The sequence below is a fragment of the Azospirillum sp. 11R-A genome, assembly GCF_049472615.1.
In the GTDB taxonomy this organism is placed as follows: Bacteria; Pseudomonadota; Alphaproteobacteria; order Azospirillales; family Azospirillaceae; genus Azospirillum; species Azospirillum palustre.
Genome location: NZ_JBCEBL010000002.1, coordinates 247630 through 264112, shown reverse-complemented (window position 1 = coordinate 264112; position 16483 = coordinate 247630). Strand labels below are relative to the sequence as shown.

Below are 16483 nucleotides of genomic sequence, written 5' to 3'. Positions count from 1 at the left end.
TCAGGCGGCGCCGGTGCGGCTGCGCCCGGCAGCCAGCGTGCGGGCGATCTGACGCAACAGCAGGTCGCGCTCATAGGGCTTGCCGATGTGCCCGTTCATGCCGGCGTCACGGCAGTCGCGCCGCTCCTCGTCCGACGAACCGGCGGTCAGCGCCAGGATCGGCAGGTCGCCGCGCGGCGGCGGCATGGCGCGGATGATCCGGCTCGCCTCCAGCCCGTCCATCTCCGGCATCTGCACGTCCATCAGCACGAGGTCGTAGTCGCCGGCCTTCACCGCCTCCACCGCCGCGGCGCCGTCGGCCACCAGATCGATGCGGTAACCGCTGTCCTTGAACAGCGCCGCCAGCAGTTCGCGGTTGATCGACAGATCCTCGGCGATCAGCAGGCGCGGCGGTCCGGCGGGGCGGGGAGTGGGCGGGGCAGGGGGCTGAGCAGGGGGCGGGGCAGCGATTGCCTGGGCCGCCATCGCCTGGGCCTGGGGTGCCGCTCCCACCCGCCGGCCGGCGATGCGGGCAAGCTGCCGGCGCAGATCCTCGATGGAGAAGGGCTTGGCGATCATCGCCACGTTGGGGCCGAAGCCGGCAGGCGTACCGACGGCATGGGCGGCGAAGCCGGAGGCCAGCAGAACCGGCAGGCCCGGGCGCATGCGGGCGGTGTGCCGGGCCAGTTCCGTCCCGTCCATGCCCGGCGGCATGACGACGTCGCTGAGCAGCAGATCGAGCTTTTCCGGCCCGTCCAGCACCACCAGCGCTTCGTTGGCGTTGGTCGCCGCGATCACCCGATGGCCCCAGCCGCGCAGCAGACCGGCCACCATGTCGCGCACGGTCGGATCATCGTCCACCAGCAGGATCGACAACGGTCCGGACGGCGGCGGGGACAGCGCAGGCGCCAAGGGCTGGGCCAGGGGCTGTGCGGGGACGGTGAGGGATGGGGCGATGGACGGGCTGGCGGCAGAGCTGGCGGCAGAGTTGGTGGCGGGGGCCGGCCGGGCCGGCGGTGTCGCCGGCATGCCCAGCGCCTCCGCCGGCAACAGGCGGTTCGCCGGCAGCCGCACCGTCACCGTGGTGCCGACGCCCAGCGTGCTGCGCAGCGCCAGCGTGCCGCCATGCAGTTCGACCAGCCGCTTGGTCAGCGGCAGGCCCAGCCCGGCGCCCTCGACCCCGCGGTGGTCGGCACTCTCGACACGGGCGAAGGGCTCCAGCACGCGATCCAGATCCTCGGCCGGGATGCCCAGCCCGGTGTCGGTGATGCGGATCACCGGCGTGCCGTCCTCCAGCAGGGCGGACAGCGTCACCGATCCGCCCGACGGCGTGTATTTCACCCCGTTGGCGATCAGGTTCAGCAGGATCTGGCGGATGCGGCGGTCGTCTCCGCGTAAGGCGCCCACCGCCGGCGCCACCACCGCCGACAGCAGCACGCCGGCGCGCTCCGCCCGCGGGGTCAGCATGCGGACGGCGAAATCCGCCGCGGCCTCCAGGTCGCAGTGCCCCTCCTCGATGGTCAGCGCCCCGGCTTCCGCCCGCGCATGGTCGAGGATCTCGTTGATCAGCTCCAGCACATGCTGGCCGCTGTCGCGGACATTGGCGGCATATTGCCGGTAGGACGGCGTGCCGACCGGCCCCTCCGCCTCGCGGGCGATCAGGTCGGCGAAGCCGATGACGGCGTTCAGCGGTGTGCGCAGCTCGTGGCTCAGCCCGGCCAGGAACTCGCCCTTGGCCCGGTTGGCGGCCTCGGCGGCCTGCCGCGCGCTTTCCGCCATGTCGCGGGCATGGTTCAGCGCGGTGGCGAGCCGGGCGCTCTCGTCGCGTTCGGCGCTGGTCCGCTCCACCGCGTTCCGCGCCTCGGCTAGGGCCACCTGCGCCTTGCGCTCGCGGTCGAGATAGCGCATCCCCCAGGCCAGCATCCCGAGGACCGCCAGCAGGCCGACGAGGGTCTCCACCACTGTGTGCAGAGTGCGGGTGCGCCATACGGCCATCGCCTCTTCCCGGTCGATGCCGGCCAGCACCACCAGACCATAGTCGCGGACGGTCCGGTAGGCGGCGATGCGCAGCACCCCGTCCAGCGGCGACGCCGACAGCAACTGCCCCTCCGGCGCCTCGCGCAGCCGGGACTGGAACAGCGGCGCGGCGGCGGCCGTGCGGCCGGCCGAGGCTTCGGGTTCCGGGCGGCGGGCGACCACCTCGCCGTTCGGCCGGTAGACGGCGATCAGCGGATCGAATTCGAAGCCCGGAATGCTGTAGAAGTCGGTCAGGTGGTTGACCCGGATCGACACGGATGCCACCCCGACGAAGCGCCCCTCGTCGTCATGCAGCGGGCGGGAAACCGGAAAGACGAGCGGATAGGACCCGGTCCGGACCGGCTGCGCCGCGCCGATGTGCAGGCGCATCCCGCCGCGCAGGGCCTCCAGACCGCTCTGGTCGGCGAAATCGGCGATGCGGTTGGGAAAGCTGGCCGACTCGAGCACGGCCCGGCCGTCGGCGTCGTAAATCCAGATGGCGTCGGCGCCCTCGACCTGGGCGGCATATTCGCGCAGACGGGCCCAATGCTTCAGGTCGCGCAGCTTCTGCAGGCCGCGGGCCTCCGCCACCATGGCCGCCGTCTGGTCGAGCGCTACGTCGGCCGTGTGCACCGTGCGGCGGACATGGTCGTCGACCAGCCGGGCCATGTCCTGCACCAGGGCGAAGCGGCGCTGCTGGGTGTCCTGGTAATCGTAATAGACCCTGTGGGCCGCGTTGCCCGCCAATGCGGCCAGCACGACGACCACCACCAGCGCGCCCCGTAGGAAGCGTCCCACAAATCCCCCTTTTGTGTGCCGATGCGCGATGCGGCCCGCCCGAAACTTCACATCCAAACTATCACGAATCCGATGGGACGGCTGCGCTATTCGACCGGGAGAGGCTTGGGGTTTGCCCCGATGGCCGGACAGTTTCAGGGGGCTTGCGGGGCTGGGTTGGGAAGGGAATGGCGCTGAGGGAGAAAACTGGACATTGGGCTCTGATATCATATATGATATCACGATGCTGAGACTGGTCCTTGATACCGATGTGCTGTTTGCGGCCTTCCACAGTCCGGAAGGAGCGTCCCGTCATCTGCTGCTGGAGATTTTGGATGGTAAGGCCCATCTTCTCCTCTCGACCACGCTTATGATCGAGTATGAAGCTGTCCTGACCAGACCGGGCAATCTTGCAAAGTTCGGTATCGCTGTGCCTGACGTTCTTGGCGTGTTGGACGAGATCGCGGCGCTCTGCATTCCGGTCGCTTTCGATTATCGCTGGCGCCCTGGCGCGTCCGATCCGGACGATGACCTTGTGCTCGAAACGGCGATCAACGGTTCGGCAGACGCCATCGCCAGCTTCAATCTTGCCGACTTGGCGGCTGGAGCGTCATCCTTCGGTATCCCAGTCGAACGACCGAAGGATATTCTCAGGAGACTTCGAGCATGACCACCTTTCCGCTGCGGATCCCTGACGATCTGAAGAAGGAAGCCACTGCCCAAGCGGAGGCCGCAGGCGTCAGTCTGAACCAGTACATTGCCACTGCGCTCGCATCACGGGTCGGTGCCCAGGCGGAGGCGGAGCGCTACTTCGCTGCACGTGGCAACCGGGCGGCCCGTGGTCAGGCCAAGTCCATCCTGGCGCGTTCCGGCGTCGGGAACCAGCCGCGTGAGGATGACAGGCTGGACTGAAGTCCAGCCGCAGTCTTTGAAAAAATCGCGCCGCCACCCATCTTGCGCGGCTTGCCCCATGGGCCCAGATGGGCAGGCGTCTGAACCATTGGGGAGGTCGAGCGATGGGTCTGTTCGATATGTTCAAGGGCAACGCGCCGCTGGAGATGAACCCGCGCCGCGCGCTGGTGGTGTCGCTGGTCTACTGCATGAGGTCGGATGGCGAAATCGACCCGGAGGAGGTCGGCCATCTGGTCTCCGTCCTCGGCCGCCGCGCCTCGCGGGAGGAGCTGGACGGCTGCCTTAAATATGCCCGCAGCACCCCGCCGGACAGCTTCCTGGCCGAGGTCGTGCCGAAGCTGAACCAGCAGCAGCGGCTGTGCATCCTGCTGAACATGATCGACAGCGCCATGGCCGACGGCGAGGCGGAACAGGGCGAGCGCGACCTGATCATCCGCTTCCAGCAGGCCTTCGGCTTCGACGACGCGACCCTGCGCCCCTATTTCGAGGCGCTGACGGCGAAGAACGCCCGGTTCGTGCTGGACGCGTGACGGGGACCGCCCCCTCCTTAGCTTTTCCGGGAAGGGGGCGACGTCCTTTACAGCCAGCCCTTTACAGCCAGTCCGGCACCCGCTCGGCCGCCAGCATCTCCTCCACCGTCGGGCGGGGGCGGATGACGGAGAAGCGGTCGCCGTTGACCAGAACCTCCGGCACCAGCGGCCGGGTGTTGTAGGTCGAGGCCATCACCGCGCCATAGGCGCCGGCCGACAGGAAGGCGACGAGGTCGTCGTCGGCCAGCGGCGGCAGCGGGCGCTGCACGGCGAAGGTGTCGCCGCTCTCGCACACCGGGCCGACCACGTCGTAGGGCTCCGCAACGGCGCCGTCGGCCGGCTCCGCGACGGGCACGATGCCATGCCAGGCGTCGTACAGCGACGGGCGGATCAGGTCGTTCATCGCCGCGTCGACGATGGCGAAGCGGCGGTGCAGCCCCTGCTTCACATAGATGACGCGGCTGACCAGGATGCCGGCATTGCCGACCAGCGAGCGGCCGGGCTCCAGCGTGATCCGGCAGCCGAGATTGCCGGTGATCGAGCGCACCATCGCGGCATAGTCGGCCAGATCGGGCGGCGCCTCGTTCTTGTAGGTGATGCCGAGCCCGCCGCCGAGATCCAGGCGCTGGATGTCGTGGCCGTCCTCGCGCAGCTGGTGCAGCAGCGCCGCAACCCGCTCGTAGGCCGCCCGGAAGGGGGCGAGGTCGGTCAGCTGCGAGCCGATATGGACGGCGATGGCGACCGGCTTGATGCCCGGCAGGGCCGCCGCGCGGCGGTAGATCTCGCGCGCGTGGTCGTAGTCGATGCCGAACTTGTTCTCTTTCTTGCCGGTGGCGATCTTGGCGTGGGTCTTGGCGTCGACGTCCGGGTTGACGCGGAAGGCGATGGGAGCCTCCACGCCCATGGACGAGGCGATCTGGCTCAGCGCCTCCAGCTCCGGCACCGATTCGACGTTGATCTGGTGGATGCCGGCCTCAAGGGCGGCGCGCAGGTCGTCGCGGGTCTTGCCGACGCCGGAGAAGACGATGCGCTCGGGCGGGATGCCGCCGGCCAGCGCGCGCTTCATCTCGCCCACCGACACCACGTCGCCGCCGGCCCCCAGCTTCGCCAGGGTGCGGATGACGGCAAGGTTGGAGTTGGCCTTCAGCGCATAGCAGACGCCGGCATCCTGTCCGGCGAAGGCGCCGGCATAGGCGTTGTAGTGCGACTCCAGCGCTGCGGTGGAATAGAGGTAGAAGGGGGTGCCCACCTCCCGCGCCACATCCTCCAGCGAGACGGATTCGGCATGCAGCACGCCGTTGCGGTAGGCGAAGACGCTCATCGGAGAACCGTTGGGAGACGCGGTGCGGGCGGTCATGGGAACTGGACTCCGGAACCGGCCGGCTTACCGGGCTTCGGGTCCAGCGAAGGGTTGGGATAGGTGCGGGGGAAGGGATCGACCTGCCCTTCGGGAACCGGGCTGTCGACGGCCTTCGGCTTCTTGCCGCAGCCGGCCAGCGCCAGGGCGCCGGCCAAGACGAGAACGGTCAGGGTGACGGAGCGGGGAAGACGGCTGATCACAGGAAACGCTCCCGGGCGGCCTTCACCGCCTCCTGCACGCGGACGGGGGCCGGGCCGCCGAAGCTGGTGCGGCTGTTCAGCGACGCCTCGATGCTCAGCGCCGGATAGACGGCTTCGGTGATGCGCGGCTCGATGGTCTGGAGCTCTTCCAGCGTCAGGTCGGTCAGGCCGACGCGCCGGTCCTCCGCCGCCTTCACGGCGCGGCCGGTGACGTGGTGCGCCTCGCGGAACGGCATGTCCAGCTCCCGCACCAGCCAGTCGGCGAGGTCGGTGGCGTTCAGGAAGCCGCGGTCGGCCGCCTCGCGCATCGCCGGGACGTTGGGCTGCATGTCGCGCACCATGCCTTCCATGGCGGCGATGCAGAGCGCCAGCGTGTCGTCGGCCTCGAACACCGGCTCCTTGTCTTCCTGCATGTCCTTGGAATAGGCCAGCGGCAGGCCCTTCATGGAGATCAGCAGGCTGTTCAGCGAACCGATCACCCGGCCGGCCTTGGCGCGCACCAGCTCCGCCGCGTCGGGGTTCTTCTTCTGCGGCATGATCGACGAGCCGGTGGTGAAGGCGTCCGACAGCTTGATGAAGCGGAACTGGGCCGAGCACCAGATCACGATCTCTTCGGCGAAGCGCGACAGGTGCATGCCGCAGATCGACGCCGCCGACAGATATTCCAGCGCGAAGTCGCGGTCGGACACCGCATCCAGCGAGTTGGCGGTCGGCCGGTTGAAGCCCAGCGCCTCCGCCGTCATGAAGCGGTCGATGGGGTAGGGCGTGCCGGCCAGCGCCGCCGAGCCCAGCGGGCATTCGTTCAGCCGGCAGCGGGCGTCGCGGAAGCGGCTGCGGTCGCGCCCGAACATCTCGACATAGGCCAGCAGGTGATGGGCGAAGCTGATCGGCTGCGCCGCCTGCAAATGGGTGAAGCCGGGCATCACCGTGCCGGTGTGCTGCTCCGCCAGGTCGATCAGCGCGGTCTGCAGCGCGGTCAGGCCGGCGATGGTCCGGTCGATGGCGTCGCGCACCCACAGCTTGAAATCGGTCGCCACCTGGTCGTTGCGCGAGCGGCCGGTGTGCAGGCGCTTGGCCGGTTCGCCGATCAGGTCTGCCAGCCGGGCCTCCACATTCATGTGGATGTCCTCCAGCTCCACCTTGAAGGTGAAGCTGCCGGCGTCAATCTCTGCCTTTACGCGGTCGAGCCCGTCGATGATGGCGTCGGCGTCGGCCTGGGTTATGATGCCCTGCTTGGCCAGCATCGCGGCATGGGCCTTCGACCCGGCGATGTCCTGGTCGGCGAGCCGCTTATCGAAGCCGATGGAGGCGTTGATCTTCTCCATGATGGCGGCGGGACCGCGGGCGAATCGCCCGCCCCACATCTGGCTGGCGGCGGGTGCGGCAGAGCCCGTGGGGGCACCGGTCGGGGCGGCGGAAGTCGGCGTGGTCTGATCGGCGCTCATGGGGACGGATACCGGGGCATTCGGGTGAAGGGGAGCGAGGAAGCGTGAGTATGCGGACTTTGACGGCGGTCGCAACGGTTTGTGTGTGCATGGCCGGGGCCGGCCTGTGGTGGAGCGCCGGTGCGGCGCCCAACCCCGGTGCCGCAGCGCCGGAGGTGGTGCGGCTGGGCGCGCCCGATGCCGGGCTGACGGCCACGCCCGTCGCCTCCACCGGTGCCGACAAGCTGGAGAAGTTCAAGGGGGCAGAGCCCAAGCCGATGCCGCCCTTGTCCTTCGTCGATGCCGAGGGGCGGCGGGTCGATCTGGCCGATTTCAAGGACCGGGTGATCCTGCTGAACCTGTGGGCGACTTGGTGCGGGCCGTGCGTGAAGGAGATGCCGTCGCTCGACCGGCTCCAGGCCCAACTGGGCGGCGATGCCTTCCAGGTGGTGGCGCTGTCGCTGGACCGCGGCGGGCGGACGGCGGTGGAGCCCTTCTATAAGAAGACGGGGGTGGAGCATCTGACGGTGTTCCTCGATCCGGGTTCGGAGTCGATGAAGGCGCTGTCCTTGCGCGGCCTGCCCACCACCATCCTGGTCGATCCCGAGGGCCGTGAGCTTGGCCGCGTCGAGGGGGCGGTGGAGTGGGATTCGCCGGAGGTCGTCGCCTTCCTGCGCCAGTTCCTCGGCCGTGCAGGAGGCAACGGCAGCGGGCCGGCCCGCGACCGCGGCGTGATGAAGACCCGAGGCTGACGATGCGGCGGCCATGGGGTAGAGTGGGGAGATAACTTTCCGTCTGTTTTGAGCCATGCAATGACGCAGTCCGCCTCTTCCGGCCCCAAGCGCACCACCATCGAGCCCGGCATCGTGATGATGCGGCAGGGCGAGCGCGGCGACCGGGCATGGCTGATCGAATCCGGGGAACTGGAGGTGCTGCTGACCGCCGCGGACGGCGGCATCCGGCGGCTGGGGGTGGTCGGCAAAGGGGCGGTGGTCGGTGAGATGGCGCTGATCGACGATGGCGAGCGCAGCGCCACCGTGCGGGCGCTGACCGAGGTGGCTTGCGTCGAGGTGACGCGGGACGCCTTCCGCAGCCTGCTGAAGCGCAGCCCGCCGCTGGCATCCTACCTGTTGCAGAGCCTGATCGCCGCCATCCGCCGCGACTATGGCCTGCCGCCGACCGAGCGGGTCGGCAATGCGGTGGATTTCCGCTCAACCAACTCGTTCCAGAAGGTGGTCGACCGCCGGATGATCCGCGAAGGGCATGTCTTCTTCAGCCCCAACGACCCGGTGAACGCCGCCTACCTGATCCAGTCCGGCCGCGTGGCGCTCCGCCCCGGCCGCGGCACGCTGGGCGAGGAGATCGCCAGCTTCGGGCCGGGCAGCCTGTTCGGCGAGATCTACCTGCTGACCGGCCGCCCGCCCGACGTCACCGCCGTGGCGGTGAGCGGCGGCATCTGCGAGGTGATCGACAAGCGCAGCTTCGAGGAGGCGGTGATGGCGATGCCGCCGATCCTGAAATCGCTGGCGCGGATCTACATCGCGCAGCTGACCAAGGCGAAGGCTGGGCGATCCGAAGGCTGATTCGAGTCGTCCGTCCCTCAGGCCGGATCGATCACGATCACCCGGAAGTCGTTGACGTTGGTCCGCGTCGGGCCGGTGACGACCAGATCGCCCAGCGCCTTGAAGAAGCTGTAGCCGTCGTTGTTGGCGAGGAAGGCCTTGGCGTCCAGCCCCATCGCCTCGGCCCGTTTCAGCGTGTCAGGGCGCAGGACGGCGCCGGCATTGTCCTCCGTCCCGTCGATGCCGTCGGTGTCGAAGGCCGCCGCCCGGATGCCGGGATGGCCGTCGAGCGCCACCGCCAGCGCCAGCAGGAATTCGACGTTGCGGCCGCCGCGGCCCTGGCCGCGCACCGTCACGGTGGTCTCGCCGCCGGACAGGATCACGGCGGGAACCGGGGCCGGCTGGCCGTGGCGGGCGGCCTGCCGGGCGATGCCGGCATGGACCTTGGCGACCTCGCGCGATTCGCCCTCGATGGCGTCGCCCAGGATGACGGGGGTGTAGCCACGGTCGCGGGCCAGTGCCGCCGCCGCCTCCAGCGCGTCCTGCGGGGTGGCGATGATGGTGGTCTCGGCGCCGGCCAGACGCGGGTCGCCGGGCTTCGGCGTCTCGTCCTCGGCGGCCTCCAGGAAGGCGGCGACGGCCGGCGGCGGGGTGATGCCGTATTTCGCCAGGATGGCGCGGGCATCGGCGAAGCTGGTCGGGTCGGGCACGGTCGGGCCGCTGGCGATCACCGACGGATCGTCGCCCGGCACGTCGGAGACCAGCAGCGACACGACGCGCGCCGGGTGGGCCATGGCGGCGAGCCGGCCGCCCTTCACCGCCGACAGGTGCTTGCGCACGCAGTTCATCTCGCCGATGTCGGCGCCGCTCTTCAGCAGCGCCTTGGCGACGGCGCGCTTGTCCTCCAGCGTGATGCCGGGGGCCGGCAGCGCCAGCAGGGCGGAGCCGCCGCCGGAGATCAGGCAGAGCACGAGGTCGTCGGCGGTCAGCCCCTGCACCATGTCGACGATGCGCCGTGCCGCCTCCTGCCCGGCGTCGTCGGGCACCGGGTGGCTGGCCTGCACCACCTCGATCCGCTCGGTCGGCAGATCGTGGTCGTAGCGGGTGACGACGAGGCCGGTCAGCGGTCCCGGCCAGTGGTTCTCCACCGTCTTCGCCATCGCCGCCGCCGCCTTGCCGGCGCCGATGACCACCGTGCGGCCCTTCGGCGGCTGCGGCAGGGCCGCCGGCAGCCGGGTCTCGGCGGTCACCGCGGTGAGCGCCGCCTGGAACAGGTCGTGGAGCAGAGCGTCGGCAGTGGGGGCGGCAGTGGGGACGGTGGCGGTCATGGTCGCTCGGGCGTCGTGGAGGGCGGGGCGCTTAGAATGCACGCGAATGGTTGACAGGCCAATGGTTTGGGTGGGGCATCGTCCGCCGGACATGTCGGCAGACGATGCCCCCAACCCCTTACTTCGACCCGACTTCGTGCCCGGCCAGCAGTTCCAGCGCGCGGAGCATGCCGGAATGGTCCCAGGCCGCCCCGCCCTGCGCGGCGCAGGCGTTGAACAGCTGCTGGCAGCTGGCGGTGTGCGGCAGCGACAGGTTCAGCGCCTTGGCGCCGTTCAGCGCCAGGTTCAGATCCTTCTGGTGCAGTTCGATGCGGAAGCCGGGGGTGAAGTTGCGGTTGATCATCCGCTCGCCATGGACCTCCAGGATGCGCGAGGAGGCGAAGCCGCCCATCAGCGCCTGACGGACCTTTGCCGGATCGGCGCCGGCCTTGGAGGCGAACAGCAGGGCCTCGGCCACCGCCTCGATGGTCAGCGCGACGATGATCTGGTTGGCGACCTTGGTGGTCTGGCCGTCGCCGTTGCCGCCGACCAGCGTGATGTTCTTGCCCATCTTCTCGAACAGCGGCTTGACCGTGTCGAAGGCCTCCGGCGGGCCGCCGACCATGATGGTCAGCGAGGCGGCCTTGGCCCCGACCTCGCCACCCGACACCGGAGCGTCGAGGTAGGAGCAGCCGAGATCGTTGATGCGCTTGGCGTATTCCTTGGTCTCGATGGGGGAGATCGAGGACATGTCGACCACGATCTTGCCCGCCGACAGGCCGGCGGCGACGCCCTTGTCGCCGAACAGCGCGGCGCCGACATGGGGGGTGTCCGGCACCATGGTGATGATGACCTCGGCCGCCGCCGCGACCTCCGCGCCGCTGGGGCAGGGGATGGCGCCCTTATCGGTCAGCTCGGCCGGGACCGGCTTGATGTCGTGGACGTAGAGCGTGTGACCGGCGTCCAGCAGATGCCCCGCCATCGGGGTGCCCATGATGCCGAGACCGATGAAACCGACCTTCATAGCGGTAGTCCTTCTCTTTGATTGGATGGGGGCGTCTCAGGCGTGCGCCGGTTCGGTCTTGTAGGGGGCGAACCAGCCGAGCCCCTCGTCCGTCGTCGTCTTCGGCTTGTATTCGCAGCCGACCCAGCCGCTGTAGCCGATGGCGTCCAGATGCTTGAACAGGAAGGGATAATTGATCTCGCCGGTGCCCGGTTCGAAGCGGCCGGGGTTGTCGGCCAGCTGGACATGGGCGATGCGGGCGAGGTTGGCCTCGATGGTGCGGGCCAGATCGCCTTCCATGATCTGCATGTGGTAGATGTCGTACTGCACGAAGAGATTGTCGGAACCGACCTTGGCGATCAGGTCCAGCGCCTGTTTCGTACGGGTCAGATAGAAGCCGGGGATGTCGCGGGTGTTGATCGGCTCGACCAGCAGCCGGATCCCGGCGCCGGCCAGCGCGTCGGCGGCATAGGCGAGGTTGGCGGTCAGCGTGCTTTCCGCCGTGGCGGCGTCGGCGCCTTGGGGCAGGATGCCGACGAGGCAGTTGACCTGTTTGCAGCCCAGTGTGCCGGCATAGTCGATGGCGCGGGCGACGCCGTCGCGGAATTCCTGCACGCGGTCGGGCAGGATGGCGATGCCGCGCTCGCCGCTGCCCCAGTTGCCGGCCGGCAGATTGTGCAGGACCTGGGTCAACCCATGCCGGCGCAGCTTTTCGGCCAGCGCGTCGGCGGCGAAATCATAGGGAAACAGGTATTCGACCCCACGGAAGCCGGCATCGGCCGCCGCGGCGAATCGGTCGAGGAAGGGATGCTCGTTGTAGAGCATCGTCAGGTTGGCGGCGAACTGCACCATGACCGAACTCCCGGTTACGCAAATCGGCCGCCGGGGATGGAGGGGCGGCCCTTGGGTTGGGAGCTTGACCGCCGCGCAGGCCCTTGAGCCAGTTCGCCGAACGGCTTTTTCACACAGCGGAAAGCGGGGTGCGCGAACGATCGGGGCTCGATCGGCCTTCCAGGGGCGCTGGCGGATGCCGCGGAACCTGATTGACGCATACGTCACCCTGAATTAGGATTCGCGCCACCAATCATCAGCCTGCCCAGCGCCGCCAGAAGCGCGGGTTCGATAACCGGAGGACGCGTTCCGTGACCATGCCCGGCTCCCAGCCCTACCCGCATCTGCTGGCCCCGCTCGACCTCGGCTTCACGGTGCTGAAGAACCGGGTGCTGATGGGGTCGATGCACACCGGGCTGGAGGACCGGCGCCGCCATTTCCCGCGGCTGGCCGCCTATTTCGCCGAGCGGGCGCGCGGCGGGGTCGGGCTGATGGTGACCGGCGGCTTCTCGCCGAATGTGGAGGGCTGGCTGTCGCCCTTCGGCTCCACCCTGGCGCGGCATGGTGCTGCGCGGGCGCACCGGGTCATCACCGACGCGGTCCATGCCGAAGACGGCAAGATCGCGCTGCAGATCCTGCATGCCGGGCGCTATGCCTACAGCCCGCTGTCGGTGGCGCCGTCGCGCATCAAGTCGCCGATCACCCCATTCACCCCGCGCGCCCTGACGGTGCGGGGGGTGGAGCGCCAGATCCGCGCCTATGTCCGCTGCGCCGAGCTGGCGCGCGAGGCCGGCTATGACGGGGTGGAGGTGATGGGGTCGGAAGGCTACCTGATCAACCAGTTCCTGGTGACCCACACCAACCGGCGCACCGACAAATGGGGCGGGCCTTACGAGAACCGCATGCGCTTCCCGGTCGAGATCGTGTCGCGCATGCGCGAGGCGGTCGGGCGCGACTTCATCATCATCTACCGCCTGTCGATGCTGGACCTGATCCCCGACGGCAGCAGCTGGGAAGAGGTGGTGCAGCTTGCCCAGGCCATCGAGCGGGCGGGGGCGACCATCATCAACACCGGCATCGGCTGGCACGAGGCGCGGGTGCCGACCATCGCCACCAGCGTGCCGCGCGCCAACTTCGCCTGGGTGACGGGGAAGCTGAAGCAGGCGGTGTCGATCCCGCTCTGCACCACCAACCGCATCAACACGCCGGAGGTCGGCGACGCGGTGATCGGCGATGGACTGGCCGACATGGTGTCGATGGCGCGGCCCTTCCTGGCCGACCCGGACTTCGTCGCCAAGGCGGCGGCGGGCAGGGCGGCGGCGATCAACACCTGCATCGCCTGCAACCAGGCCTGCCTGGACCACATCTTTTCCGGCAAGACGGCGAGCTGTCTGGTCAACCCGCGCGCCTGCCACGAGACGGAGCTGGTGATCGCGCCGGCCATCAAGCGCAAGCGCGTTGCCGTGGTCGGCGCCGGGCCGGCCGGGCTGGCCTGCGCCACCACGGCGGCGGAGCGCGGGCACGAGGTGCACCTGTTCGATGCGGCGGACGAGGTCGGCGGCCAGTTCAACATGGCCAAGCTGATCCCCGGCAAGGAGGAGTTCCATGAGACGCTGCGCTATTTCCGCCACCGGCTGGCAGAGACCGGGGTGGCGCTGCATCTGGGGCGGCGGGTGGGGGCCGACGAGTTGACCGGGGCCGGCTTCGACGCCGTTGTGCTGGCGACCGGGGTGGTGCCGCGCGACCCGAAGATCCCGGGCCAGGACCATCCCAAGGTGCTGACCTACATCGACGTGCTGCGCGACGCCAAGCCGGTCGGCCGGCGCGTCGCCGTGGTGGGCGCCGGCGGCATCGGCTTCGACGTCAGCGAATTTCTGGTCCAGGAAGCGCCGTCACCCAGCCTGGACCCGGCGCTGTGGCGGGCCGAATGGGGGGTCGCCGACCCGGCCGAGGCGCGCGGCGGCGTCGCCGGCATCCGCCCGCACCTGACGCCGCCAGCCCGCGAGGTCGTGCTGCTCCAGCGCAAGGCGAGCAAGCCCGGTGCGGGGCTGGGCAAGACCACCGGCTGGATCCACCGGGCGCAGTTGAAGATGAAGAACATCCAGGCGCTGTCCGGCGTGAATTACGAGCGCATCGACGACGAGGGGCTGACCGTCAGCTTCGGCGAGAAGCGCGAGCGGGTGCAGACGCTGGCGGTGGACAGCATCGTCCTGTGCACCGGGCAGGAGCCGCTGCGCGAGCTGCACGCCCCGCTGGAGGCCGCCGGCATCGCCGTCCACCTGATCGGCGGCGCCGACGTCGCGGCCGAACTGGACGCCAAGCGCGCCATCGCCCAGGGGACGAAGCTGGCGGCGGAGCTGTAAGGGGGGCGGCTCGAACCTATTCGACCGTCATCCCCGCGAGAGGGGATTTGCCGCCGCCCTCTCATGCGCCAGCAGCCAGCGCTTGCGCTCCACCCCGCCGCCATAGCCGGTCAGCGTGCCGTCCGATCCGATCACCCGGTGGCAGGGCACCACGATGCCGACCGGGTTGGCGCCGTTGGCATGTCCCGCCGCCCGCACCGCCGCCGGACGCCCGGCCAGCGCCGCCAGCTCGCGGTAGCTGACGGTGCCGCCGCAGGGAATCCCGCGCAGTGCCGCCCACACCGCGCGCTGGAACGGCGTCCCGCCGGTGCGCACCGGCAGCCGGTCGATGACGGCAAGCTCGCCCGCGAAATAGGCATCCATCGCCCGCGTCAGTCCGCCCGGATCGCCGGCCGGCCGCAGCTCGTAGCCGCCGGGATGGTGCAGGCGCAGCAGCCGGTGCAGCCGGTCCTCATGGTCGGTCCAGTCGATGGCGCGCAGGGCGCCGTCCTCGTCCGCCACCACGATCAACTCGCCGATGGGCGTCGCGGTGCGGTCGATCAGCAGGCTTGAGAAAGCGGGCATGGCGGCACCTCCTATCCCGGTTGCACAGGTGCGCTGCCGAAATTGAAGGCAGCGCCCTGGCGATGCAACCCTTTGATACAACGCAATTTCCTGTTTCCCACTTCGCGAATTCCCATGCGTTTCTTGCGTATCGCCGCCAAAAGAGGCGCCAAAAGGCTGAGTTGCGTGCAATCCGCATGGCTGGCATGATGAAGCCATGCCTGTCCATACCGTCAGTTTTTGACCGAACAGTCAGCTTTTCCGCCGCCCGTCTCCGTTGGCAGTGCTGGTTGGTTCTCTTGGCACGCGGGTTGCTGATGCTTCGGTAGACACGCCGCTCTGCGACCGAAGGGAAGCCATCCGCCATGACCCTGATCGCTACGCTTGCCACCACCGAAGACCAGCTGGCTTCGCCCTACGCCGACCTGACCCCGGCGATGACGCCGGTGCAGGCGCTGGCCGAGTCGAACCGCTGCCTGTTCTGCTACGACGCCCCCTGCATCAAGGCCTGTCCGACCGGGATCGACATTCCGGCCTTCATCCGCTCCATCGCCACCGGCAACCTGAAGGGTGCCGCGACGACGATCCTGTCGGAGAACATCATGGGCGGCACCTGCGGCCGTGTCTGCCCGACCGAGACGTTGTGCGAACAATCCTGCGTCCGCAACCGGGCGGAGGACCGCCCCGTCGCCATCGGCCGGCTGCAACGCCACGCCACCGACCGTCTCATCGACGGCGAGCCGGCCCACCCCTTCCCGCGCGCTGCCGCGACCGGCAAGCGCGTCGCCGTGGTCGGTGCCGGTCCGGCGGGCCTGTCCTGCGCCCACCGCCTCGCCACGCTCGGCCATGAGGTGACGGTGTTCGAGGCGAAGGCGAAGTCCGGCGGCCTCAACGAATACGGCCTCGCACCCTACAAGATGGCCGACGATTTCGCCCAGCGCGAGGTCGCCTTCATCCTCGGCGTCGGCGGCATCGCGGTGGAGCATGGCCGCAGGCTGGGTGCCGACCTGTCGCTCGACAGCCTGCGCGCCGACTTCGACGCCGTCTTCCTGGGTGTCGGCCTTGGCTCCAACAACCGCCTCGGCATCCCCGGCGAGGAGCGCACGGGCGTCGAGGACGCCACCGCCTTCATCGAGCGTGTCCGTCAGGCCCTTCCGGGCCAGCCGCCCGCGGTGGGGCGCAGCGTCGTGGTGATCGGCGGCGGCAACACCGCCGTCGACGCCGCCATCCAGGCCAAGCGCCTGGGTGCGGAGGACGTCACCCTGGTCTACCGCCGCGGTCGTGCCCAGATGGGCGCCACCGCCTGGGAGCAGGAGCTGGCCCAGACCGAAGGCGTCGTCCTCAAGACCTTCGCCGCACCCAAAGAGATCGGCGAGACCGGCATCACCTTCGAGCGCACCCGCCTCAGCGACGGCAAGCTGTCCGGCACCGGCGAGACCTTCACCCTTCAGGCCGACATGGTGCTGAAGGCGGTGGGGCAGAAGCTGTCGGCCGACGCGCTGGGCGGCCTCCAGGTCGCCGGTGGCAAGATCGCCATCGACGAGGCCTATCGCACGACGCTTGCCAAGGTCTGGGCCGGGGGTGACTGCGTCGCCACGGGCGAGGACCTGACGGTCCAGTCCGTGCAGGACGGCAAGCTCGCCGCCCTCGCCATCCACAGCCACCTGACCGCCTGA

The 16483-nt window shown here is 69.4% G+C and carries 15 protein-coding genes; 7 read left to right on the top strand and 8 right to left on the bottom strand.

The features are described from left to right. On the bottom strand, positions 1-2793 hold the full coding sequence (locus VH569_RS04855) for a response regulator (RefSeq protein ID WP_423314374.1): 2793 nt from the start codon (positions 2791-2793) through the stop codon (positions 1-3). 223 nt (positions 2794-3016) lie between these two features. On the opposite strand from VH569_RS04855, the gene VH569_RS04850 reads away from it, so the two are divergent. The 3 genes from VH569_RS04850 to VH569_RS04840 all read left to right on the top strand — a co-directional run bounded on the left by VH569_RS04850 (position 3017) and on the right by VH569_RS04840 (position 4214). Continuing rightward, positions 3017-3442, top strand: coding sequence for a putative toxin-antitoxin system toxin component, PIN family (locus tag VH569_RS04850; RefSeq protein WP_423314373.1), 426 nt, complete (start codon positions 3017-3019; stop codon positions 3440-3442). Then, positions 3439-3684, top strand: a complete 246-nt coding sequence (locus tag VH569_RS04845; RefSeq protein ID WP_423314372.1) for a toxin-antitoxin system HicB family antitoxin — start codon at positions 3439-3441, stop codon at positions 3682-3684. Before VH569_RS04850 ends, VH569_RS04845 begins: the two co-directional genes overlap by 4 nt. Positions 3685-3788: 104 nt before the next feature. Next, on the top strand, positions 3789-4214 hold the full coding sequence (locus VH569_RS04840) for a TerB family tellurite resistance protein (protein ID WP_423314371.1): 426 nt from the start codon (positions 3789-3791) through the stop codon (positions 4212-4214). Positions 4215-4275: 61 nt separating this feature from the next. Here VH569_RS04840 and lysA read toward each other — a convergent pair whose 3' ends face one another. Genes lysA through argH form a run of 3 tightly spaced genes read right to left on the bottom strand, consistent with a single transcriptional unit; the run spans position 4276 to position 7219 of the window. Continuing rightward, positions 4276-5535, bottom strand: coding sequence for a diaminopimelate decarboxylase (gene lysA, locus VH569_RS04835; RefSeq protein WP_423314510.1), 1260 nt, complete (start codon positions 5533-5535; stop codon positions 4276-4278). A gap of 32 nt (positions 5536-5567) precedes the next feature. Continuing rightward, the gene (locus tag VH569_RS04830) at positions 5568-5774 is read right to left on the bottom strand and encodes a hypothetical protein (protein WP_423314370.1); all 207 of its coding nucleotides are present in this window, start codon (positions 5772-5774) and stop codon (positions 5568-5570) included. After that, positions 5771-7219: an argininosuccinate lyase gene (gene argH / locus VH569_RS04825; protein WP_423314369.1), complete on the bottom strand. Its 1449-nt coding sequence runs from the start codon at positions 7217-7219 to the stop codon at positions 5771-5773. Before argH ends, VH569_RS04830 begins: the two co-directional genes overlap by 4 nt. Before the next feature lie 89 nt (positions 7220-7308). Between argH and VH569_RS04820 the strand changes: the two genes are divergently transcribed. Both VH569_RS04820 and VH569_RS04815 read left to right on the top strand, forming a co-directional pair. Next, the gene (locus VH569_RS04820) at positions 7309-7950 is read left to right on the top strand and encodes a TlpA family protein disulfide reductase (RefSeq protein WP_423314368.1); all 642 of its coding nucleotides are present in this window, start codon (positions 7309-7311) and stop codon (positions 7948-7950) included. A 60-nt stretch (positions 7951-8010) separates the two neighbouring features. Further along, positions 8011-8781 (top strand): cyclic nucleotide-binding domain-containing protein, encoded by a 771-nt coding sequence (locus VH569_RS04815; protein ID WP_423314367.1) that lies wholly within the window; start codon positions 8011-8013, stop codon positions 8779-8781. Positions 8782-8798: 17 nt separating this feature from the next. Here the strand turns inward: VH569_RS04815 and VH569_RS04810 are convergent, their stop codons facing one another. From VH569_RS04810 to hyi, 3 genes are all read right to left on the bottom strand, one after another. Continuing rightward, entirely contained in the window at positions 8799-10088 is a 1290-nt protein-coding gene (locus VH569_RS04810; RefSeq protein WP_423314366.1) for a glycerate kinase type-2 family protein, read from the bottom strand. A gap of 118 nt (positions 10089-10206) precedes the next feature. Then, positions 10207-11091: a 2-hydroxy-3-oxopropionate reductase gene (gene glxR, locus VH569_RS04805; protein WP_423314365.1), complete on the bottom strand. Its 885-nt coding sequence runs from the start codon at positions 11089-11091 to the stop codon at positions 10207-10209. Between the two features lie 36 nt (positions 11092-11127). After that, positions 11128-11922: a hydroxypyruvate isomerase gene (hyi, locus tag VH569_RS04800; protein ID WP_423314364.1), complete on the bottom strand. Its 795-nt coding sequence runs from the start codon at positions 11920-11922 to the stop codon at positions 11128-11130. Between the two features lie 296 nt (positions 11923-12218). On the opposite strand from hyi, the gene VH569_RS04795 reads away from it, so the two are divergent. After that, on the top strand, positions 12219-14264 hold the full coding sequence (locus VH569_RS04795; RefSeq protein WP_423314509.1) for an FAD-dependent oxidoreductase: 2046 nt from the start codon (positions 12219-12221) through the stop codon (positions 14262-14264). Positions 14265-14291: 27 nt separating this feature from the next. Here the strand turns inward: VH569_RS04795 and ogt are convergent, their stop codons facing one another. Then, on the bottom strand, positions 14292-14828 hold the full coding sequence (gene ogt, locus VH569_RS04790; RefSeq protein WP_423314363.1) for a methylated-DNA--[protein]-cysteine S-methyltransferase: 537 nt from the start codon (positions 14826-14828) through the stop codon (positions 14292-14294). Between the two features lie 344 nt (positions 14829-15172). On the opposite strand from ogt, the gene VH569_RS04785 reads away from it, so the two are divergent. Next, complete coding sequence (locus tag VH569_RS04785; RefSeq protein WP_423314362.1) at positions 15173-16483, top strand: NAD(P)-dependent oxidoreductase; 1311 nt, start codon at positions 15173-15175, stop codon at positions 16481-16483.